Here is a 22,633-nt window from a genome sequence, read left to right as displayed (position 1 = left end):
CGCGGGTTCCCTGCGCTTCTCGCGACATGTGGCGCGATCCCAAACTCGCTGCTCACTGCGTGAACCGCTCAAACAGGGATCGCTTCATCCACATGTCGCTGCGATGCCCGGCTGCACCGACGAAACGGAACACCCCGGGAGGATCGTTAAGTAGTAAGCAGGATTTCCAGCAAGGCTTTCTGTGCGTGCAGGCGGTTTTCAGCCTCGTCCCACACCACACTTTGCGGCCCATCGATAATGTCCGCCGTCACTTCCTCGCCGCGGTGCGCGGGCAGACAGTGCATGAACAGAGCATCCTTGCTGGCTTGCGCCATCAGATCCGCATTCACCTGGTACCCGTTGAAAGCTTTTTCCCGTATGCGTTGTTCTTCTTCCTGGCCCATGCTGGCCCACACATCGGTAACGACAAGATCCGCTCCTTTAGCTGCTTCCATCGGGTCATGGCTGAGTGTGATGTGGTTACCCGCGGTCGCCATGATGTCTGCATTTGGCAGGTAGCCTTCGGGTGCGGCGATTTGTAAACGGAAATCAAACTGGCGTGCGGCATTGATGTAGGAATGGCACATGTTGTTACCGTCGCCGATGAAGGCAACGGTTGCGCCACGAATGTCTCCGCGGTGCTCAAACCAGGTCTGTATGTCCGCCAGTAACTGGCAGGGATGGTAGTCGTCAGTCAGCGCATTGATGACCGGTGCACTGGAGAATGCTGCGAAACGTGTGATTTTTTCGTGTTCAAACGTCCGGATCATAATGGCGTCGACCATGCGCGACAGCACGCGGGCGCTGTCTTCAATGGGTTCTCCGCGGCCGATCTGGGTGTCTTTGGGGGACAGGAACATGGCGTGTCCACCCAGTTGTACCATGCCGGTTTCGAACGAAACGCGGGTGCGGGTGGAGGATTTCTCGAACACCATGGCGAGCACCTTGTTCTTCAGCGGTTCGAAGATACGGCCTTCGCGCTGCCATGTTTTCAGTTCGATGGCGCGTGCAATCAGACCGCGCAGTTCATCGGGTGAGAAATCCAGCAGGGTCAGGAAGTGTCTTGTGCTCATGGCGTTTCATCCAGGAAAGTTTCAATCAGCTCGCATACGCTGTCGTTCAGGGTTACAGCCTGCTCATCACTGAGAATCAGTGGCGGCAGCAGGCGAACGACATTTTCAGCCGTAACATTGATCAGCAGTCTCTTGTCGAGCGCGCGCTGTACCAGTACGCCGCAGGGACGGTTGAGTTCGATACCCAGCATGAGTCCCTTGCCACGGACTTCTGTTACGCCGTCTTTTGCACCAAGACGTTCCTGGAAACCGGTCAGCAGCTGATCCCCGAGAGCCGCAGCACGCGTGACCAGGTTTTCTTTCTCGATCGTATCGACAACCGCCAGCGCTGCGCGTGTTGCCAGCGGGTTGCCACCAAACGTCGAGCCGTGGTTACCCGGCTTGAATACATCGGCAGCAGGGCCGTTGGCCAGACAGGCGCCGATCGGTACGCCGTTGCCCAGTGCTTTCGCCAGCGTCATAACGTCAGGCTTGATACCGGCATGCTGGTGCGCGAACCAGCGGCCGGTACGACCCATGCCGGTCTGTATTTCGTCCAGCATCATCAACCAGCCGTGTTCATCGCACAATGCCCGAATGGTGGTGAGATAATCATCGTCGGGTATGCGTATGCCACCTTCACCGGTGATCGGTTCGACCAGGATGGCGACCACATCCGGGCTGTTGCCGGCAATGGTGCGCAGTGCTTCGATATCGTTGTAGGGGGCGCGCAGGAAACCCGCTACCAGCGGTTCGAAACCTGCCTGTATCTTGCGGTTGCCGGTAGCGGTAAGGGTGGCCATGGTGCGGCCATGGAAACTGCCTTCGGTAACGATGACCTGTGGTGTGTCGATACCTTTCTGGTGGCCGTACAGGCGCGCCAGTTTCAGCGCGGCTTCATTGGCTTCGGCGCCGGAGTTGGAAAAGAACACACGCCGCATGCCGGCTTTTTCACAAAGTGTGTCAGCAAGTGCATCCTGGTTTTCGATCCGGTACAGGTTTGAGCTGTGCAGCAGGCGACCGGCCTGTTCGCAAATGGCTTTGGTGACTGCCGGGTGAGCATGACCGAGCGCACACACGGCAATGCCGCCGAGCGCGTCCAGGTAGCGCGTGCCGTCGGTGTCGAATATCCAGGCGCCTTCGCCATGGGTAAAACTGACTGGCAACGGCAGGTATGTGTTCATCAGATGATCGGGCATGGAACCCCCAAAACAAAAAGGCAGCCCCAGAGAGGCCGCCACCGCAAAGCGGGGATTTTATAGAGTATCCCCCGTATTTCCAAGTTTTATGGCATTTTTCCGGCAAACCCGGGGCAAAAAAAACCCGGCCAGGGGCCGGGTTTCGATGCCAGGTTACTGCGCTGTCAGAAGGGCAGGCCGTGGGCAAAAGCTGTCATGCCCAGTAGCATGGGGATTGACAACAAGGTATTGGTACGGGACGCCATCAGGGCCACAGTTTTGGCGCCGGCGATTTCTTCAGCACTGTGCTCCTTGCCGTCCAGACCCAGGATCTTCTTCTGGTTCGGCCAGATCAGAACCCATACATTGAACAGCATGATGGTACCCAGCCATGCACCCATGCCGATAACCGAGGCACTTCCGCTAAAGCTGAAGTTCTCGAAGGTGAAGGCCTCGTTGAAGATGCCTAATTTGCCCAATGCCGCTGCGCCAGACAGCCAGGTCAGCAAGGCGGACCAGCGGAACCACAATAATGCGCGTGGCGCTACGTATTTGTTAATGGCAGCTGGTCCAGGGCCACCCTTGTCTTTTTCTGACAATGCCGCGCCGACAGCCGGTACCTGGACGAAGTTGAAGTAGTACAGCAGACCAATCCAGGTGATACCTACAATCACATGAAACCACACGGTCCACTCTATTGGGTTGCCCTGGCCATTACTCATGGCGAAGGCAAAGATGAGGGCCAGCACGATGCCTGATACGATGGTGCCGGTGATGGATTTTAACGGGTTCATTGTTACTGCTCCTCGAAACAATGGGGTTTAACTTTGGATTTTATAGCGGTTGGAATAGCCGACTAGATTAGTCAGGATTGCGAAGCTTACGGCACGCTATAGGTTAATGCAATATCCGCCCGCCACTCGGGCATAATAGCAAATCATGGATAGTATAGAGCTGGGTCTGTTTGCAAGCCGCCTTGAGGCCGTTTGTGATGAAATGGGGGCCATGCTGCAACAGGCTGCTTTCTCGCCCAACATCCGTGACCGTCTCGATTACTCCTGTGCTGTCTTTGATCCCGGCGGGGAGTTGTGTGCGCAGGCCGCACACATACCCGTACACCTGGGCAGTATGGCTTACGCCATGCACGATCTGGTGAAGTGCCGCGCGTGGAGAGAGGGTGACATGCTGGTCGTTAACGATCCCTACCGGGGAGGGACTCACCTGCCGGACGTAACGCTGGTTACCCCGGTATTTATCAGGGATAGCTGTGTCGGGTTTATCGCCAATCGTGCACACCACGCGGATATCGGGGCTGATAGCCCGGGATCCATGCCTGTTGGTTCGACGATCGAGGATGAAGGACTGCTCATTCCACCAACATTGCTGGTCGAGCGTGGCGAAGTAATTCGCCCTGTACTCGACGAGATTATTGCCGCAACCCACAACCCGATTGTGACCGAGGGCGATTTTTCTGCCCAGATCAGCGCCAACCGAACCGGAGTAGAGCGGGTCAGCGCACTGGTATCAGGTAGTGGTGTGGAGCGCTGGCTGTCGGGGCTCGCTGAAATAAACCGTTACGGTGAACGAATGGCGCGGGAAGCCCTTTCAGCGTTGCCGGACGGCGAATACTGCTTTACCGACTATATGGATGATGATGGTCAGGGTAACCGTGACATCGAACTGCGAGTGCGGCTGACAATTCACGGTGATCGGATTGATGTAGATTTTTCAGGTAGTGCCGGGCAGGTCGAAGGCAATATTAATTGTCCCCTGTCGGTGGCTGCCGCGGCAGTATTTTATGTCTTCCGCTGCCTTATGGATGAGCGAACACCAGCTTGCGCGGGCAGTTTTCGCTCTATTCATATTCATGCCCCTCCTGGCTGCCTGTTGAATGCATGCGCGCCGGCCGCCGTTGCTGCAGGAAATGTTGAAACCAGCAGCCGGGTGGTGGACCTGGTGCTGGGTGCTCTTGCGCAGGTAATCCCCGAGCGCGTAGCAGCAGCCAGTCAGGGCACGATGAATAATCTGGCCATGGGGTCCCGGCTTGGCAGTGGCTGGGACTATTACGAAACAATCGGTGGCGGTATGGGTGCGGGTGCCGATGGCGGTGGGTTGAATGGTGTACAGACCCATATGACCAATACGTTGAATACACCCATTGAGGTGCTGGAATCGGCTTATCCATTGCGGATCCGGCGTTACGCCCTGCGTAATGGTTCCGGTGGAGCAGGACGCGTGCGGGGCGGTGACGGACTTGTCCGGGAATATGAATTCCTGGCTTCTGCTGAAGTTACCCTGCTGACCGAAAGACGTGTTCATGCGCCTTGGGGGCTGGCCGGTGGTCAGCCCGGTGCAGCAGGAAAGAATTTACTCAATGGAAGGCCGCTGGAGCCGAAAATAACATGCACTGTGAAAGCCGGGGACCGGTTGGAAATTCAGAGTCCAGGTGGCGGTGGCTACGGCGAGAATTGAGCTCCGCTGCGACAGAAAGCGCGTCTACTGTCAAAATATTGCTGCTTCTTTGTAACCTGAGTCACTGTTTCAGGGTGCTGGGCGCTGCATTCTAATACTATTAATATCAGTCAGTTATAAATACCGTGTTTAAAAATTTGTGAACTAGTTCAGATTTTTGACGCTTTGCCGTTAGTGAATCGGAGCACAGTACTTATTGATGCCGTCTTGCTTTTTGCAACGTACGCGCAAGATTTTTAAACAGGGCTGTATTTATGACGAAAAACTTGATCAGGCTGATCGGCATTTTCGCCGGACTCCTTGTTGCCTTCATTACCCCGGTTAAATCCCTGTACGCAGACACCGACAATGTGATTACCGGTGCCGGTGTGCATTTTGTGTGGGTGATTTTTGACAGGCTCAATTGCGACCTGGAAGAAGTCTCCGGGCGCTCCATCATTTTGCATGGTCGTAACTCCACGCTGGGGATGGGATGCAATGCGGACATCAAGACGGCATTGCAGAACCGCCCGGATAACGAAACCTTCGGGATGGTCTGTTGCCCGCTGAGTGTGGGAGGTGTCATGCCGACACCGGAAAACCTGCGCCTGAAGAAGTATCCTTTCTATCGCGAGCTGTCAGCGGTGACCGACCAGCATCCGTCTGACGATGTTGTAAAGATAATAAACGAAGTACAGACCGGCCCGGTATTCCGCAAGGTTGCTGCTGAGTACAACCTGCTGCCTTTGAAAACTGCGCGGGAACACGCTCCGTGAATTATACATCCCGTATATTTATATACGTAGGGATGCTGATCGCACTACTCACAGGGATGATGTTGCTTTCGTTCAAAACGGCAACGGATATTGTGGTTTCCGGTTCTCGAGAGCACCTCAGGCATGCGGCCATGCGCAAGCAGGAGTCCGTTCGTCATCAGGGCGATGAGTTACTCAATTACACGGATATTATCGTTAACGACCTTCGTCTGCAGGAACATATCTACATCATCGTTCAGCTTGGTGCCAGCAGTGAAGCCCTTGCGTCGTATTATGATCGCCAGTTCAGTTCACTGCCGACCGATGCGCATGTGATTCTTTCACGTAGTGGAGAGGTGTTGTACGGGGCAAAATACTCAAGACTGATTAATGCGCTGCGTCAGCGAAAAAAAGCAACCAGCCGTGAAAAATTTTTCTTCATGTCGCCGGATGGCCCTGTCATGGTGGCAGTGCAGCCACTTGTATATCAGGGAGAGACGCTTGCAACCAGTGCCGTTGCCCGCCTCCTTGGTGACAGCTGGTTACAGCAGCAGGAAAGCAACTCCGGCGAATACCTGATCTTTTTCGAAAGTGACGGTCGTGTGTTATGGAGTAGTAACCCCGACTACCGGGGCTTCCAGATCAATCGGGCCAGCAAGATGGTTGTCGATACCGAGCGGTCATTTTACCTGCATGAAGTTGATCTGCCGGAAGCGGGAACGGAAATTCCACGTCTCTGGTTTGCGGCTTCGGAAACACGCCTGATACACATGTTGAACCGCTACCGGTACTGGGCCTACGCGTTTTCATTCCTGGGCGGCCTTACAGTTTTGCTGCTTGGCTGGTTGATGGTGCGGAACTTCCGTCGTCCGCTCGCACAGCTTATGGAGACGACCGAAGCCATGATCCACGGGCGCCTGCCTGTTCTGGACAGGAATGAGTCACGCACCGAACTCGACCTGTTGCTGAACCGGTTCGCTGATGTGCTGGATGCCCTGCGGCGTGAAAAAGCCAAAGTAAAACGGGCGCACAAGAAACTGCAGGAAACGGCTATTACTGACAGTCTTACGGGTATGTACAACCGGCGCTATCTACAGGAAGTCACTCCCGGACTGTTTGCCCAGGTTGAACGTGACGGCCGTTATCTGACAGCGATCCTGCTGGACCTGGACTACTTCAAAGCTGTCAACGATGAGCATGGCCACCTCGGCGGTGATGCTGTGCTGGTGCACTTTGCACGTCTGTTGAAACATAACTCCAGGGCCAATGACCAGTTATTCAGAATTGGTGGTGAGGAGTTCCTTATTCTCAACGTGTCGGAGAACCCGGATGGTAATGTGGCGCTGGCCGAGAAGGTTCGCGAACTGGTCAGTGAATCACCGGCAACGTACCAGGGTGTGCGAATCCCGATGACGGTCAGTGCAGGTATCAGCTGTTATTCAGGCCGTTTGGGCGAGGGCTCGTTATCCCGCCTTATGCGCTCGGCAGACAAGGCGCTGTACGAGGCCAAGGCCAGCGGGCGTAATCGTGTTGTCGTTCACAGCAGTTGTAAGGAAGCCAGCACGATGGCCCGCAAGAAGAATCAGAAACAATCGCTTTCACTGGTAACTAACACCAAAAAACCTTTCTGACGGATTGCCGGCTATTGCCTTCTGTCCCCCGGCAAATGATTGTCGTAGACTATGCGTTTTCCAGGCAGGGGATTCCAATGCGGGTTTTGCAGCACGTGCTGGTAGTACTGTTGCTCGCCGGCGCTTTGTCGGCCTGTGGTTCGCTGATCGTCAGCGGGCAGGCGCAGGGAGGCCGGTCATCGGCAACGGCTTCTGCGGCAGAGCGACGAGATGCGGCGATCACCGCAGAAATCAACCGGCAGTTTGTCAGGGATGCGCAAATCAGTGCATTCGATGTCAGAATTGATACTCGCAACGGGGTTGTCCGGTTGTCCGGTCAGGTGCGTGATACGAAAGCAAAACAGCGAGCTTTGGAGCTGGCGCGTTCGGTTGATGGGGTCAGGCGAGTCGAATCGTCACTGACGTATTAAGTCATGTGTGGAATCTGCGGCGAACTCCGTTTTGATGGCAAGCCTCCCGACGCAGGAGTCGTGGCGCGTATGCTGCCCAGGCTGGCACGGCGTGGACCGGATCATGAAGGGCGGTATATAAAAGGCCCCGTGTCACTGGGACACCGCCGTCTGTCAGTGATTGATCTGTCCGATGCATCAAACCAGCCCTGGGTCGATGAGGCGCTGGGACTTGCACTGGTCTTTAACGGCGCCATCTATAACTACCGTGAGCTGCGGGCGGAGCTGGTCCGTGACGGTGTGACATTTGTCAGTGACGGAGATACCGAAGTTATCCTGAAGGCCTATGCACACTGGGGCGAAGCGTTTGTCTCGCGCCTGCATGGCATGTTCGCACTGGCTATCTGGGACAGCCGGCGTCAGCAGTTACTGGCGGCGCGTGACCGTTTTGGGATAAAACCGTTTTACTATCACCATACGCGCGACAGTTTCCGATTTGCTTCAAACACACAGGCTTTGTTAGCTGCAGGTGGTGTTGACACAGGCTTTGACAGCGTGGCCCTGCATCATCACTTTACCCTGCACGCCGTCGTACCGGCGCCGCGAACTTTGCTTCGGGGTATCCGCAAGTTACCCCCCGCGCATATCATGATTATGGATGCGAAGGGCAAGGAACGGCTTTCGGCCTATTGGCAGCTTGATGCCTCACCACCCGATCGACCGCTTGGTGAAGATGAATGGCTGGAGGCAACGCGTGAAGCCCTGCTGGAAGCCGTGCGGCGACGCAGGGTAATCGCGGATGTGCCTGTCGGTGTACTGTTGTCCGGTGGACTCGACAGTAGTCTGCTGGTTGCGTTGCTGGCCCGGGAAGGAGGCAACGATCTGCTGACATTCTCGGTAGGGTTCGAGGATCACGCCGATGAGCGTGGTGACGAGTTTGAATTCTCGGATGCAGTTGCGGAGCGTTATGGCACGCAACATCACAAAATCCATGTGCCCAATCACGAAGTACTGGATCGATTGCCTGAAGCCGTTGATCAGATGGCTGAACCGATGGTTGCCCAGGATGCAGTGGCGTTTTACCTGCTGTCAGAACAGGTGTCAAAGCACGTCAAGGTGGTACAAAGCGGACAGGGGGCTGACGAGGTGTTCGCCGGTTATTTCTGGTACCCGCGCATGCATGCAGCGCGTGGCTCGGATATCGAGCGTTTCCAGCCCTTTTATTTTGACCGCGACCACAGCGAATACCTGCAGATGGTGACCGGGAAGTATGCCGGCCCCGATTATACAGCGGCCCTGGTAGAGGAGCGTCTCAAGGCGGCCAGAACAAATGAGTATCTGAACAAGGTGCTACATTTTGATGTCACCACGCTGATTGTCGATGATCCGGTGAAGCGTGTGGATAACATGACCATGGCGTGGGGGCTAGAGGCACGCGTCCCGTTCCTTGATCAGCAACTGGTCGAGCTGGTGGCACGTATGCCGGCCGAACTGAAGCTTCGTGAAAACGGCAAATATCCGCTCAAGAAGCTCGCACGCGGTCTGGTGCCGGACGCTGTTATCGACCGCCCCAAGGCCTATTTCCCGGTACCGGCACTGAAGTACATCAGCGGGCCATTTCTGGAATTCATGCGTGACATCCTGACTTCGCGGGCCTGCCGCGAGCGCGGTCTGTACCGTGAAAGCTATGTGAAACTATTGCTGGAAAACCCACAGCAGCAATTTACACGCCTGCAGGGCAGCAAACTGTGGCATCTGGCTGCGCTGGAATACTGGCTACAACGCAATGTTGACCCGATGGCGGGCGCAAATTCCTGAAAACCCCTCTAAAAAAAGCTTTTTCGGCCCCCGCAGGCTGCGTACAATTGCCTGAACTGGTGAATTAGGTTCGAATTGAGAGGTAAATAACCATGGATGTCATGGAGCGCATACAGCAAGCCGTCAACAGTCAACCGATTGTTGTTTTTCTGAAAGGTACGCCCCAGCTACCGAGCTGTGGTTATTCTGCTCGCACTGCACAGGTCTTGCAGGCCTGTGAGGTTGATTTTGGCCACGTTAATGTACTGGCCGACCCGGAAATTTTCGAAAACCTGCCGCGTTTTGCCAACTGGCCCACCTTCCCCCAGGTGTACGTTAATGGTGAGTTGATCGGTGGCCATGACATCACCCTGGAGATGTTTCAGAAGGGTGAACTCAAGCCTCTGTTGCAGGAAGCCGTCAAGAAAGCATCCTGATTTCCCGGCCCCTATAGCTAATCTCACGTCATGCCGGCTTTCGCCGGCATGACATTTAATCGAACGTTTCCCTAGTGTCCTGTGAACAGTTTCGCATTGATCAGGAAGTGTACCCAGATACTGGCGGCATAACCCAGCGCAATGGCCCAGCTCCACTTCAGATGCGCAAAAAAGGTGTAAATACCACGAGCCTGGCCCATCACGGCTACACCTGCAGCTGAGCCGATAGATAACATTGAACCGCCAACACCGGCTGTCAGTGTTACCAGCAACCATTGCCCATGGTCCATGGAGGGCTCCATGGCAAGTACGGCGAACATCACCGGGATATTATCAACGATGGCAGACAGTACTCCAACCAGGATATTTGCCTGTGTGGCACCCAGGTCGCCGTACATCAATTGCGAGCCGACTGCGAGGTAGCCGATAGTGCCAAGCCCGCCAACGCACAGGATAATGCCGTAAAAGAACATCAGCGTATCCCACTCGGCGCGTTCAAGTGATTTGAAAATATTGAAATTGGCGTCTGCAGCCGGTTTTCCTTCCAGGTCGAGCGTATCCCCGGATAGCGTTTCAGCAGGTTCCGGTTGAGAGCGTTTCTTCAGGTAGTAACCATAAAACTTCAGGAAACCCAGGCCAGTCATCATGCCCAGCACCGGCGGCAGGTGCAGGAAGTTATGTGCTGAAACCGCCATGCTGATGGTGAGAATGAAAAGGCCAACCACGATCCAGGCGCCATGCTTGAGCTCCACTGCTTCATGACGCGCCTGTGGGGCAGTACTCGGGACGGTCATGCCAAGTATCACGGCAGGTACAAGCCAGTTAACTACCGAGGGTACGAACAGGGCAAAGAATTCCTGGAACTGTACAATGCCTTTTTGCCACACCATCAGGGTGGTGATATCGCCGAATGGGCTGAAAGCGCCTCCTGCATTGGCGGCAACCACGATATTGACACAGGCCACGGCGACAAAGCGGTGATCCGAGCCGCCTACCGCCATGACAACCGTTGCCATCAGCAGTGCGGTCGTGAGATTGTCTGCGATGGGTGATATGACGAATGCCAGGCCACCGGTTATCCAGAATATCTTGCGCAGTGAGAATTCGCGTCCGACCAGCCATGCACGCAGGGCATCGAAGACACCGCGCTCTTCCATGGTATTAATGTAGGTCATGGCGGCGAGCAGGAACAGGAACAGTTCCCCGAATTCTTCAAGATTATGGCGAACGGCCTGTTCTGCCGTATGGGTGTCTCCCGCCTGGATATAGAGTAACGCGACGATGAGCCAGATGAAGCCGGCTGCGACCATGGTGGGTTTGGATTTCCGCAGGTGCAATGCCTCTTCACCAATCACCAGCGCATAGGCCAGCACGAATATGCCGATGGCCAGCCAGCCTGCCCAGTGGTTGGTGAAATTCTGTAGTTGCATGCTGTCACCCGAAGCCAGTGCCAGGCCCGGCAGGGCAGTCAGTAATATTGCGAGAATCCAATGTTGGCTGTTTGAGACAGTGATGTGTTTCATCCTTAAGTTCCCTGTGTCCTGTATCCTGTAAATCTGACGGGTTTTGCCGGGTCAGGCGACACGGTTGCGCCCGGCTTCCTTTGCCTGGTACAGACGCTGGTCTGCGGCGTGAACCACTGCAGACCAGTCCGTCGCTGATGCCTCTTGTTCAGGGTCGTGATTGGCGATTCCCGCACTCATGGTAATGACGCCATAAGGGCTTTTGCAATGTGTAATTGCCGTATCCTGTAGTGCCTTCAGGATACGTTGCGTCAGGATTGCGCCGCCATCCGGCCCTGTGTCTGGCAGTAGCAGTAGCAGTTCTTCTCCGCCGTATCGGTAGACACGGTCAGATTTGCGTATAGCGGACTTCACAATTGAGGCTGTTTGCTTCAGGGCGTCGTCTCCAGCCATATGTCCGTAGTGGTCGTTATATGCCTTGAAAAAATCGACATCCAGTAACACGGTGGTATAAGTCTGGTTGTAGCGAACTGCACGCGCGTGCGTGTGTTCCATATCGACTTCCATTGCCCGCCGGTTACCAATATGCAACAGGCCGTCTTCCATCGACAGGGATTGCAGTTCTGCATTCGCGGCGACCAGTTGTTCTGTGCGTTTGTGGATTGCCCGCTCTATTACGTGTTGTTGCTCTTCGATGACTTGGAAGTGAGCCTGGGCAAGGTCTGTTTGCGTAATCAGTCCAACCAGTTTCCCGGAGTTGTTCACTACCGGCAGGTGGCGAACACCATCGGCACGTGAAATCACCAGTGCATCAAAAAGTGTCTGCTTGTCGTCTACCGTGCAGGGAGGGGTGGACATGAAGTTTGCTGCAGGTTCATTCGCCAGTTCCGGCTCATCAAGAATACGCCCCAGAATACTGACCAGGTCACGTTCCGTAATAATGCCTGCAGGAATCTTGTCCTCTCCAAGGACGACACAGGAATGGCGCTTTGACTGCATCGCGTGTGCCACAGAATGCAGAGGGGTTGCCGGGCTAAGCAATTCAACATGTTGGGTCATCAGTTTGTGGATGGGTATTTGCGTCACAACGGGATCCAGGTTGCTCGTTTAAAAACAATATTGGTCCCGTTAGCGGCACATAGCGTGTGGAATTTAAATGAATTTCCGGTTTTTTTCAGATTTGCCTGCCGCTGTTGTATTCACCTGCTGGCAGTGTGTTTAATGCCGCTGGTCCATCTTTTCCAGCTCTGCAAGTATACCCATAACCAGCTTTTCGCCCTCTTCGCTCATTCCTTCGGTTAGTTCCTCGGGTTCGCGATTGCCCTGAACCAGGGGTCGCAATATACCCGCCAGGCGAGCCATATCGCCGCCGGCGTGCATCATTTGCTGCGCCATGTTGCCAAGCAGCTGCAGGGTTTCCAGGTTGCCGGTACGGGCGCCGTGGATCATGGCGGCGAGGCCGGGAGCCGCCATGGCGCCGTTTACTCCTTTGCCGAGGTCGGGGAGCGTTTCCGGGTTCTGCAGGCCGCGCAGTATCGAACCTACGATGACAGCATCTTCCTCATCGAGATTTTTGAGGATGGTGGTGTCTCGTGAACCGCCGAGAATCTTGCGGACTGCTGCCACCAGCTGCAGCCAGCCATTCTGCTCGGCCTGTTTCAGGATTTCGTCCAGGTCCGGCACCATGTCCCGGTTCTGGCAACCGATCACCACGCGATGGATCAGCCCGGTATGTGCTTCGATGATTTGCTGGTCTTTTTCGGGAAGCATAACCATGAGTTCACCTTTATCAGCTTGTGTATGGAGTGCATTTGTGTGGGATAATAGTGTGCTTCAGCGGAAATGAACACAGGTTCAGGGAGTTATATCTTATGCTAAAACATTCAAGGTTAGTTCAGGGTCTGCTTGTCTGGTTTCTGGCCACGGGAGTGGCGATGGCGGCCAATTGGCAGGCATTGCCGGACAAGGCGCCGGAACCTGCTGACAATCCCACCACAGCGGAAAAGGTCGAACTCGGCCAGATGCTGTATTTCGATCCGCGGTTTTCACAGACGGGTACGGTCTCCTGTAACTCCTGTCACAACCTGATGCTGGGCGGAGACGACAACCGCAATTTTTCCATGGGTGTGCATGGAAAGACCGGTGGACGCAGTGCGCCGACGGTCTGGAATGCCGCTTTTGCGTCATCGCAATTCTGGAATGGCCGTGCAGCGAGCCTGGAGGAACAGGCCAAGGGGCCGGTCGTCAACCCGGTTGAAATGGGGATGAGCGACCTTGAGAAGGCCATGAGTCGGGTACGGGCCATTCCGGGGTACAAGCCTTACTTTGAGCGTGCCTTTGGCGGCAAGGACCCTGTGACAGTAGACAATGCAGCAAAAGCTGTAGCGGCATTCGAGCGTACTCTGATTACACCAAACAGCCCGTACGATCGCTTTGTGAAGGGCGACAAGACGGCACTGACAGCACAGCAGCAGCGTGGCATGCAGGCATTTGCGGATACCGGTTGCACCAGTTGCCATTCGGGGCCTGCTTTCAATGGCCCGGCCATGCCTGCCGGCACCGGCTTCTTCATGAAATTCCCGACCTTTACAGACAACAGCTACGTAAAGAAATACGATTTCATGAAAGACAAGGGGCGCTTTGAATCCACTGGCAACAAGGTGGATATGTACCTGTTCAAGGTGCCAACCCTGCGTAACGTGAGCTTGACCGCACCGTACTTCCATAACGGTTCGGTCGCGACACTGGGAGAGGCTATCCGGGTCATGGCAAAGCTGCAGTTAAATGCCGATCTCGATGATACAAAGGTTGCCGATATCGAGGCCTTCCTCAATGCGCTGACCGGCGAGTTCCCTGAGCAGAAACTGCCACGGTTGCCGGCGACACCAGGCTGGTCGCTACTGTCCGGCAACTGATCTGGCTGCAGTGACGGCACTCCCGGGCGGGGGCGCTGTCACTGCCCGTTCAGTTCATCCCATTTGTTCACGATTATGCAGAACAGCTCCGCGGTGCGTTCGGCATCGTATTTGGCCGAGTGTGCCTGTTCCTGATCCCACGCTATTCCGGCTGCAACTGCAGCGCGAGCCAGTACGGTCTGACCGAATGCCAGACCTGCCAGTGAGGCGGTGTCGAAACTGCTGAAAGGATGGAAAGGGTTGCGTTTGATCTTGCAACGGTCAGCTGCAGCGTTCACGAATCCCAGGTCGAAAGAGGGGTTGTGCCCAACGAGAATGGCGCGTGTACAGGCGGCTTCTTTTACCGCCTTGCGTATCGGCGGAAACACTTCACCCAGAGCTTCGGGTTCAGACTTGGCCATACGAAACGGGTGGTAGGGGTCGATGCCGGTAAATTCCAGAGACTTTTCCTCCAGATTGGCGCCAGGGAAGGGTTCGACGTGACAGGCGTAGGTCTCTACCGGGCACAGTTTTCCCTGTTCATCGTAATCCAGAATAACGGCGGCAATTTCCAGTAATGCATCGCGCTTTGCATTGAACCCGGCGGTTTCGACATCAACTACGACGGGAAGGAAACCACGGAAGCGGTTAGCAAGTTTTGCGGTAGTGTTTTCATCAGGCATTGAACAAGCATACCGGAAGGAATTGCGCATGACGAAACTCGTGCACAGGTTTTTGAGGGGCTGGCGGTTTTTAGCCCGTCAGCTTCCAGTGCAATACCTCGCCTGCCCGCATGGGAATCAGCCTGTCCTGGCCCATCGGGTAGGCATCCGGCACGGTCCACGCTTTCCGGGTCAGGGTGATCGTGTCTTTATTGCGTGGCAGACCATAGAAGTCTGGCCCGAAGTGGCTGGCGAAAGCTTCGAGCTTGTCCAGTGCGCCAGCCAGTTCGAAGGCCTCTGCATAAAGCTCGATAGCCGCATGGGCCGTGTACAGCCCGGCACAGCCACAGGCGCTTTCCTTGGCCTGTCGGGGGTGCGGCGCACTGTCAGTGCCGAGGAAGAATTTCGGGTTTCCGCTCGTCGCGGCCTTTACGAGTGCCTGGCGATGTTGTTCACGTTTGAGTATCGGGAGGCAGTAGTTATGCGGACGTATGCCGCCGACAAACAGTGCATTGCGGTTGAGCAGCAAGTGATGGGCGGTGAGGGTGCCGGCGATGTTGTCCGGCATGCCGTTGACGAAATCAATGCCCTGTTGCGTAGTAATATGCTCGAGGACGATTTTCAGCGCAGGAAAGCGTTTCGTAACAGGTTCCAGTACCTGTTCGATGAATACGGCTTCACGATCGAATATGTCTACCGTCGGGTCAGTTACTTCGCCATGTACCAGTAGCGGCATGCCGGCTTCCTGCAAGGCGTCCAGCGCGGACCAGGTATTTTCGATACGGGTGACGCCGGCATCGGAGTTGGTGGTGGCGCCGGCCGGGTAGTATTTTACGGCGTTCACTATGCCGCTTTCCATTGCACTACGTATGGTTTCCGGAGATGTTCTGTCGGTAAGGTACAGTGTCATCAGGGGTTGAAAGCGATTGCCTGCAGGCAGCGCATCGAGAATGCGTTGGCGGTAGGCAACGGCGGCTTCGGCATCGGTAACCGGTGGTTTCAGGTTAGGCATGATGATGGCGCGGCCAAACTGGTTTGCCGTGTGGGCGATGACAGCGCGCAGGGCATCGCCGTCACGTATGTGCAGGTGCCAATCGTCCGGGCGCTGGATTGTCAAGTTCATGTGTGTGAATTCCGGTTGTTTTCCGTTGATTTTTCGACGCTTTTGCTGCTGTTCACGGCATTTTTCACCTTGACCTTGGCGCCTAAAACACAGATCATATCGCGCTCGGTTTTTGCCGGGTAGCGGTTACCTCGTGTACACCGCGCCGAGCATGACGACAGCGCCAGGAGGCCTTGTCGGAGCATGCGGAAAATTCGGTAAAATATCAATACTTTCAATTCATTGACGAGACCAACCGGGTCTCGGGAACTGCAAGGAGCCTCATGAACGTTGCCGACAAGAAACGGCTGCTGCGCGAAATGTTGTTTGCGCGGCGCTTTGAGGAGCGCTGCTACGAAGCGTACGTCGAACGAAAAATTGGCGGTTTTCTGCACCTGTATTCAGGTGAGGAAGCCTGCGCCCACGGGGTACTGGAAGCGGCACGGCCGGGTGATGACTATGTGATCACCGGCTACCGGGACCATATCCACGCCATCAAGTGTGGCGCTGACCCGAAAAAAGTCATGGCCGAGCTGTATGGCAAGGAAACCGGTTCGTCCAAGGGTCGCGGCGGTTCCATGCATATTTTCGACGCCGAGCATCACTTCATGGGGGGCTACGCGCTGGTTGGCGGGCCGTTCCCGCTGGCGGCCGGTATGGCCAAGGCCATCAAAATGAAAGGGACCGACCAGATCTCGATCTGTTTCCTCGGTGATGCCGCCAACAACCAGGGCACCTTTCACGAATCACTGAACATGGCCAAGGTGTGGAACCTGCCCGTACTGTACGTATGTGAGAACAACCTGTACGGCATTGGCACCCGCATTGATCGATCCACGGCGGTTATTGACCAGTACAAGCGTGTATCCGGCTACGATATTCCATCCGCCCAGGCTGACGGCCAGGATATCGAAGAAGTCTTCAAGTCGGCGAAAAAAGCTGTCGACCATGTGCGTTCCGGCAAGGGACCTTACTTCCTGGAGCTGATGACTTACCGTTATCGAGGGCATTCCATGTCTGATTCCAATGCCTATCGTTCCAGGGACGAAGAGCGCATGTGGTCGAAACGTGACCCGATAATCATGCTGCGCGACCGTCTGATCGAGGCCGGTGAAATTTCCAGGGATGATTACAAGGCAATGGATACAGAAATTCTCGACCAGATCGAGGATGAAATTATTGCCTTTGCCGAAGCGTCGCCCGAACCACGCGTCGAGGAACTGGAGAAGTATTGCCTGGCGGAGAATGACCCCTGGGTGCTGGGAGGTGGCCGCTGATGGCTGAACTAATGTACTGGGAAGCGATCCGTCGCGCCCACGATGAAGAAATGGAACGTGATCCCATGGTGATCTGCATGGGCGAGGACATCGGTGTTGCCGGTGGCACCTACAAGGCGACCAAGGGTCTGTTCGAAAAATACGGGCCGGAGCGTGTCATTGATACGCCGATTTCCGAGAACGGTTACACCGGTCTGGGTATCGGTGCCTCGTTCCTTGGTATGCGCCCGATTATCGAAATCATGTCAGTGAACTTTGCCTGGCTGGCGATGGATCAGCTGTTCAATTCGGCTGCCAAGGTGCGTTATATGTCCGGTGGCCAGTTGACAGCGCCGATCGTCATGCGCTCTGCCGGTGGTACCGCGCATCAGCTTGGAGCACAGCATTCGGCGCGTATGGAAAAGGTGTTCATGGGTATTGCCGGGCTGCGTGTGGTGACACCGAGTACACCGAAGCAGGCTTACGGTTTGCTGAAGTCGGCCATACGCTGCAATGACCCGGTGTACATCAACGAACACGAACTGATGTACAACATGAAGGGTGAAGTACCCGACGAGGAATTTTTCCTGCCGCTGGAAGGTTCAGACGTGGCGCGCGAAGGGCGCGATGTGACCCTGTTCGGTTACAACATTTCCGTGCACTGGTGTTTGCAGGCGGCGGAAACCTTGTCAAAGCAGTTTGGTATCGAGGCAGAAGTGATCGATCTGTATGCGCTGTCGCCGCTGGATCGTGCCGGTATTGCCGCATCCGTGCGCAAGACACATCGCGCAATTGTTGTTGAAGAGGCCGAAGCCCCGGTAGGTGTCGGTGCCGAAGTGATGGCAATCATCAACGAAGAATGTTTCTTTGAGCTCGATGCTGCACCGCAGCGCGTGTCGGCTGTCAACGTGCCGATTCCCTATAACCACACGCTGGAGAAAGCGGCCATCCCCAACCCCGGTGATGTGGTTGCGGCGGCCAGGAAAATGTTAGGGCGCTGATTAATTTCGTCATTGTGAGCGCAGCGCGGCAATCTTTCCGGGCCTGGCGCCAGACTGCTGAAGATTGCTTCGCTGCGCTCGCAATGACGGGAATGCTGTATTTATTACTTCAGGATATTCCTGGATAAAAATTTCTCAGAATCTGGATGTATACATGGCTGAACCCTATGTGATCAAAATGCCCCAGCTTTCCGACACCATGACCGAAGGTGTGGTGGTCAGCTGGGAGAAGAACGTTGGCGACAAGGTGGAACGCGGCGACATCGTTGCCACGGTGGAAACCGACAAGGCCATTATGGATGTGGAAGTATTCCGTGATGGCTACCTGTCCGGACCGCTGGCCCCGGTCGATTCGACCGTGCCGGTCGGGGAGCCGATGGGTTACCTGGTCTCCAGTGCCGATGAAGTGAACAGCGGCGACGCACCTGCACCCGCAGTTACAGCGCAGGAGCCGGCGACAGCGGCTGGAACTGTCGCGGAGGAGCCGGCTAAAGCCCCGGTGGCTGAAGTCGAACAGGCCAGTGCCGAAGCGGTCGCCCCGGAAGGCGCCACGCACACCATAATCATGCCCCAGCTTTCCGACACCATGACCGAGGGCATACTGGTCAGTTGGGAAAAAGATATCGGTGACAAGGTCAAGCGTGGCGACATCGTTGCCCAGGTCGAAACCGACAAGGCGATCATGGATGTGGAAGTATTCCGTGACGGTTACCTGTCCGGACCTCGCGTACCGGTGGATGCCACAGTCCCTGTCGGTGCACCGCTGGCGTACCTCGTCGATAGTGCAGACAAGGTAGTGAATGAAGATGCTGTACCGGCCACGCTGCCAAAAAGTGATTCAGTCAAGGTGTCAGCGGAAGCGGATCAGTCTGCGGCCAGCACGCCACAGGCTGCAGTGCCTGCATCACCCGCGGTTATTACAGCCGGTGGCACACCGGCCCCACGGCCCCATGGTCGAGGTGCAACACCCTATGCACGTGCCGTAGCCGGTGCCCGTGGTATTGACCTGTCCGGGCTGGGTGGTACCGGTCCGGGTGGCGCAATTGTCGCTGCAGATGTCCACGCCGCACAGCCGACTGCAGCATCGGCCACCGTCGGCTTCCCGCAGGTCGACGTGCCGGGTAACGGTCGTCCCATGAACAAGCTGGAAAAGGCCATCAGCGATGCGATGACATCTTCGCTGAGCATGCCGACTTTCCACGTAACCGCACACATCAAACTTGGTGCGCTGATCAAGGCGTCCAAGGCACAGGGTGCGTCTGTCACCGTCACGATTGCCAGGGCCTGTGCCATGGCCATGCAGCAGTATCCGAAAATGAACTGGTGCTACCAGCCACAGGACAAGCTGATCGAACGCAGCAATGTCGATATCGGTATGGCGGTATCCGCCGATGGTGGTGGCCTGGTGGTTCCGGTGCTGCGCAATTGCGAAAGCCGTGATCTCGCCGATCTGGGTGAAGACTGGAAGGACCTGGTCGGGCGTGCGCGCAAGCGCCGTCTGAAACCGGAAGAATACACCGGTTCCACCTTCCAGATTTCCAACATGGGCATGTTCGGCGTCAGTCATTTCGATGCGATTGCCACCCCTGGCATCGCCGCTATCCTTGCGATTTCGGCCAACACCGAGCAGGGTAGCCCGTTCACTATTACCGCCGATCACCGCGTGGTTAATGGGGCTGAAGTGGCGTTGTACCTGAATGCCCTGAAAGAACTCATCGAACAACCCGACAGCTGGATGGGCCCGAGCGGCCCCGCCATCCCGGAAGGCAACTGGGATTACGACGTGGTCGTGGTCGGCGGTGGTCCCGGCGGTGAAGATTGCGCGCGTGATCTGGTTGCGCACGGCCTCAAGGTGGCGATGATCAATGATTCTCCCTTGCCGGGTGGCGAGTGCCTGTGGCGCGGTTGCATTCCGTCCAAGGCCTGGCGTGCTGCCGCGGACCGTATTCGCGACCGCCTGCACGACAGCCATCTTGGTATCACCCCGGGTAAACCGAAGCTGGACTGGAAAGCGCTGGAAACCACGCGCCGCAAGGTGCTGGAAACCCGCGGCGACATGGCGCTGAAAACCGACAAGGGTGTGAAGATCAAATACATCCAGGGCTTTGGCCGCTTTGTCGATGATCATACCGTGTTTGTCGATACCTCCGGCAACCAGGCGGATCCGCATACTCGCGCCGAAAATGCCAGCAAGCCGAGTGGCGAAACCATGACCTTTGGCTGTGCTGTCATTGCTACCGGCGCCCCTCCATTCGTGCCGCCGATTCCCGGTGCTGTGGAAGGGCTGGTCGAAGGTGGTGGCGTACTCACTTCCGACACCGTCTGGCAACTGGAACAGCAACCGAAGAAACTGGTTGTCATCGGCGGCGGCGCCATCGGCCTGGAAATGGCGCAGATCTTCCAGGACTTCGGTACCCATGTGACGTTGCTGGAAGCCAAAGACCGCATCCTCGCCGAGGTGGAACCGGAAATTGCCAAACACCTGACCGGTGTGCTCAACGACGATCCCCGTCTGACCGTGCATACCTCGGTACAGATTGACAAGATCAGTGGCAAGGCCGGGGCTGTTACTGTCAAGTACAAGGACAGCGACGGCAAGGCACATACAACCAAGGTCGATTACATCATTATGGGGACCGGCAAGCGCCCGGTACTGGACGGGCTGGACCTGGACAAGGCCGGTGTGGCCAGCGAGCACAGCATCATCAAGGCGGATGCGCGGTGCAGAACCAACGTGCCGCACATCTTCGCCATTGGCGATGTGATAGGTGGGCTGATGCTGGCACACACCGCCGCACAACAGGGTCGCGTGGCGGCCGCCACCATCCTTGGCGAAGACATGAAATACGACCAGGACAAGGATTGCGGTGTGATCTTTACCCGGCCCGAAGCGGCGTTTGTCGGCCTGTCTGTTGACCAGGCAAAAGCAAAAGGTATTGACGCCGTGGAAGCCAAGGTGCCGATGAGCATTGATGCCAAGGCGATGATCAACAATGAGCTGCACGGTATGATCAAGATTGTGGCGGACAAAAAGACGCAACGCGTCATTGGTGTTCACCTGTTGGCGGATCATGCGGACACGCTGATTGGTGAAGCGGTGATGATGGTATCGGCTGACCTGACGCTGGAGCAGGTGGGGCATGCGATTCATCCGCATCCGACGCAGACGGAGTTGTTTGGTGAGCTGGCGCGGCGATTGGGTTCCCGGTTGCGGCGTAGTGCGAAGATGAAGTCCAGGAGCAAGGATTGAATGTTGTTTGGGTAGACGGGCAGCGTTGAGACTGGTTCAGGTTTGCACAGTGGTGGAGAACAACAATGCCCATTGGCGCGAGATTTCAGGTTTCAGAAGTTTTAATAAAGGTTATGTAACCCATGTCAAAAATTAACAAAGTCGTTCTCGCCTACTCCGGTGGTCTGGATACCTCCATTATTCTCAAATGGCTGGAAGATACTTATGGCTGTGAAGTCGTGACCTTTACCGCAGACATCGGTCAGGGAGAGGAAGTCGAGCCGGCGCGCGCCAAGGCACAGGCCATGGGTGTGAAGGAAATCTACATCGAAGACCTGCGCGAAGACTTTGCGCGTGACTATGTGTTCCCCATGTTCCGCGCCAACGCCATCTACGAAGGTGAGTACCTTCTTGGAACATCGATTGCCCGCCCGCTGATTGCCAAACGCCTGGTGGAGATTGCCAACGAGACAGGTGCAGATGCAATTTCACACGGTGCCACCGGCAAGGGCAATGACCAGGTGCGGTTTGAGCTGGGCGCCTATGCGCTGAAGCCGGATGTCAAGGTCATTGCGCCGTGGCGTGAGTGGGACCTGAGTTCGCGTGAAACGCTGATGGCCTATGCCGAAGAGCATAATATTCCTGTCGATTTCAAGAAAGGCAAGAAGTCGCCTTATTCGATGGATGCCAATTCGCTGCACATCTCTTACGAAGGCGGCATTCTGGAAGACCCCTGGGCGGAGCCGGAAGACAGTATGTGGCGCTGGACGGTATCGCCGGAACAGGCGCCGGACAAGCCAACCTATGTGGAGTTGAGCTACGAAAAAGGTGACATTGTCGCTATCGATGGCAAGTCGGTGACGCCGGCCCGGGTAATGGAGCAGCTGAACAAGCTCGGTGGTGACAACGGCGTCGGTCGTGATGATATTGTCGAAAACCGTTATGTTGGAATGAAGTCGCGCGGCTGTTACGAGACGCCGGCAGGTACCATCATGCTAAAGGCGCACCGTGCCATTGAATCGTTGACGCTGGATCGCGAGGTAGCGCATCTGAAAGACGATTTGATGCCGCGCTATGCCGAGCTGGTTTATAACGGTTACTGGTGGAGCCCCGAGCGCGAAATGTTGCAGGAGATGATCGACAGTTCGCAGGCAACAGTAAATGGCAAGGTGCGTGTCAAGTTGTACAAGGGCAATGTCACAGTGGCTGGTCGTATGTCAGATACAGACTCTCTGTTTGACGAGCGCATTGCGACCTTTGAGGATGACGAGGGTGCCTATAACCAGAAGGACGCGGAAGGTTTCATTAAACTCAATGCGCTGCGGCTGCGGATTGCGGCGAGGAAGAAGCGGTAAAA

The 22,633-nt window shown here is 55.8% G+C and carries 19 protein-coding genes; 11 read left to right on the top strand and 8 right to left on the bottom strand.

Features of this window, described 5'->3' with window-relative positions:
- Window positions 1–146: 146 nt before the first annotated feature.
- From argF to DFR30_RS11825, 3 genes are all read right to left on the bottom strand, one after another.
- A complete protein-coding gene (argF, locus tag DFR30_RS11835) occupies window positions 147–1,052 on the bottom strand; it encodes an ornithine carbamoyltransferase (protein WP_132973501.1) in 906 nt (301 codons plus the stop codon).
- Entirely contained in the window at window positions 1,049–2,230 is a 1,182-nt protein-coding gene (locus tag DFR30_RS11830; RefSeq protein WP_132973499.1) for an acetylornithine transaminase, read from the bottom strand. The genes argF and DFR30_RS11830 overlap by 4 nt, the downstream gene beginning before the upstream one ends.
- 164 nt (window positions 2,231–2,394) lie before the next feature.
- A complete protein-coding gene (locus tag DFR30_RS11825; RefSeq protein ID WP_132973497.1) occupies window positions 2,395–3,003 on the bottom strand; it encodes a urate hydroxylase PuuD in 609 nt (202 codons plus the stop codon).
- Between the two features lie 145 nt (window positions 3,004–3,148).
- On the opposite strand from DFR30_RS11825, the gene DFR30_RS11820 reads away from it, so the two are divergent.
- From DFR30_RS11820 to grxD, 6 genes are all read left to right on the top strand, one after another.
- Window positions 3,149–4,681 carry a hydantoinase B/oxoprolinase family protein gene (locus tag DFR30_RS11820; protein ID WP_207891894.1) on the top strand — a complete coding sequence of 511 codons (1,533 nt, stop codon included), beginning with the start codon at window positions 3,149–3,151 and terminating at the stop codon, window positions 4,679–4,681.
- A gap of 254 nt (window positions 4,682–4,935) precedes the next feature.
- Complete coding sequence (locus DFR30_RS11815) at window positions 4,936–5,436, top strand: hypothetical protein (RefSeq protein ID WP_132973493.1); 501 nt, start codon at window positions 4,936–4,938, stop codon at window positions 5,434–5,436.
- Window positions 5,433–7,046, top strand: coding sequence for a sensor domain-containing diguanylate cyclase (locus DFR30_RS11810; RefSeq protein ID WP_132973491.1), 1,614 nt, complete (start codon window positions 5,433–5,435; stop codon window positions 7,044–7,046). The genes DFR30_RS11815 and DFR30_RS11810 overlap by 4 nt, the downstream gene beginning before the upstream one ends.
- A 77-nt stretch (window positions 7,047–7,123) precedes the next feature.
- Window positions 7,124–7,456 (top strand): BON domain-containing protein, encoded by a 333-nt coding sequence (locus DFR30_RS11805; protein WP_165869196.1) that lies wholly within the window; start codon window positions 7,124–7,126, stop codon window positions 7,454–7,456.
- A 3-nt stretch (window positions 7,457–7,459) separates the two neighbouring features.
- The gene (locus tag DFR30_RS11800) at window positions 7,460–9,253 is read left to right on the top strand and encodes an N-acetylglutaminylglutamine amidotransferase (protein WP_132973487.1); all 1,794 of its coding nucleotides are present in this window, start codon (window positions 7,460–7,462) and stop codon (window positions 9,251–9,253) included.
- A 92-nt stretch (window positions 9,254–9,345) separates the two neighbouring features.
- Complete coding sequence (gene grxD, locus DFR30_RS11795; RefSeq protein ID WP_132973485.1) at window positions 9,346–9,669, top strand: Grx4 family monothiol glutaredoxin; 324 nt, start codon at window positions 9,346–9,348, stop codon at window positions 9,667–9,669.
- Between the two features lie 71 nt (window positions 9,670–9,740).
- Here grxD and nhaD read toward each other — a convergent pair whose 3' ends face one another.
- From nhaD to DFR30_RS11780, 3 genes are all read right to left on the bottom strand, one after another.
- Window positions 9,741–11,192, bottom strand: a complete 1,452-nt coding sequence (gene nhaD, locus DFR30_RS11790; protein WP_132973483.1) for a sodium:proton antiporter NhaD — start codon at window positions 11,190–11,192, stop codon at window positions 9,741–9,743.
- 51 nt (window positions 11,193–11,243) lie between these two features.
- Entirely contained in the window at window positions 11,244–12,218 is a 975-nt protein-coding gene (locus DFR30_RS11785) for a GGDEF domain-containing protein (RefSeq protein WP_132973481.1), read from the bottom strand.
- A 132-nt stretch (window positions 12,219–12,350) separates the two neighbouring features.
- On the bottom strand, window positions 12,351–12,908 hold the full coding sequence (locus DFR30_RS11780; RefSeq protein ID WP_243640733.1) for a hypothetical protein: 558 nt from the start codon (window positions 12,906–12,908) through the stop codon (window positions 12,351–12,353).
- A 95-nt stretch (window positions 12,909–13,003) separates the two neighbouring features.
- On the opposite strand from DFR30_RS11780, the gene DFR30_RS11775 reads away from it, so the two are divergent.
- A complete protein-coding gene (locus DFR30_RS11775) occupies window positions 13,004–14,047 on the top strand; it encodes a cytochrome-c peroxidase (RefSeq protein ID WP_132973479.1) in 1,044 nt (347 codons plus the stop codon).
- Window positions 14,048–14,085: 38 nt separating this feature from the next.
- Here DFR30_RS11775 and rnt read toward each other — a convergent pair whose 3' ends face one another.
- Window positions 14,086–14,709, bottom strand: a complete 624-nt coding sequence (gene rnt / locus DFR30_RS11770) for a ribonuclease T (protein ID WP_132973477.1) — start codon at window positions 14,707–14,709, stop codon at window positions 14,086–14,088.
- A gap of 70 nt (window positions 14,710–14,779) precedes the next feature.
- On the bottom strand, window positions 14,780–15,811 hold the full coding sequence (gene pyrC / locus DFR30_RS11765) for a dihydroorotase (protein ID WP_132973475.1): 1,032 nt from the start codon (window positions 15,809–15,811) through the stop codon (window positions 14,780–14,782).
- Between the two features lie 263 nt (window positions 15,812–16,074).
- On the opposite strand from pyrC, the gene pdhA reads away from it, so the two are divergent.
- The 4 genes from pdhA (at window position 16,075) to DFR30_RS11745 (ending at window position 22,631) form a co-directional block, all read left to right on the top strand.
- A complete protein-coding gene (gene pdhA / locus DFR30_RS11760; RefSeq protein WP_132973473.1) occupies window positions 16,075–17,067 on the top strand; it encodes a pyruvate dehydrogenase (acetyl-transferring) E1 component subunit alpha in 993 nt (330 codons plus the stop codon).
- Window positions 17,067–18,047 carry an alpha-ketoacid dehydrogenase subunit beta gene (locus tag DFR30_RS11755; RefSeq protein ID WP_132973472.1) on the top strand — a complete coding sequence of 327 codons (981 nt, stop codon included), beginning with the start codon at window positions 17,067–17,069 and terminating at the stop codon, window positions 18,045–18,047. Before pdhA ends, DFR30_RS11755 begins: the two co-directional genes overlap by 1 nt.
- 154 nt (window positions 18,048–18,201) lie before the next feature.
- Window positions 18,202–21,297: an FAD-dependent oxidoreductase gene (locus tag DFR30_RS11750; protein ID WP_132973470.1), complete on the top strand. Its 3,096-nt coding sequence runs from the start codon at window positions 18,202–18,204 to the stop codon at window positions 21,295–21,297.
- 122 nt (window positions 21,298–21,419) lie between these two features.
- Window positions 21,420–22,631: an argininosuccinate synthase gene (locus DFR30_RS11745; protein WP_132973468.1), complete on the top strand. Its 1,212-nt coding sequence runs from the start codon at window positions 21,420–21,422 to the stop codon at window positions 22,629–22,631.
- Window positions 22,632–22,633 lie beyond the last annotated feature (2 nt).

The organism is Thiogranum longum, from assembly GCF_004339085.1.
Lineage (GTDB): Bacteria > Pseudomonadota > Gammaproteobacteria > DSM-19610 > DSM-19610 > Thiogranum > Thiogranum longum.
Note: the sequence above shows the minus strand (reverse complement) of the source record. Positions and strands in the feature narration are given on the sequence as shown.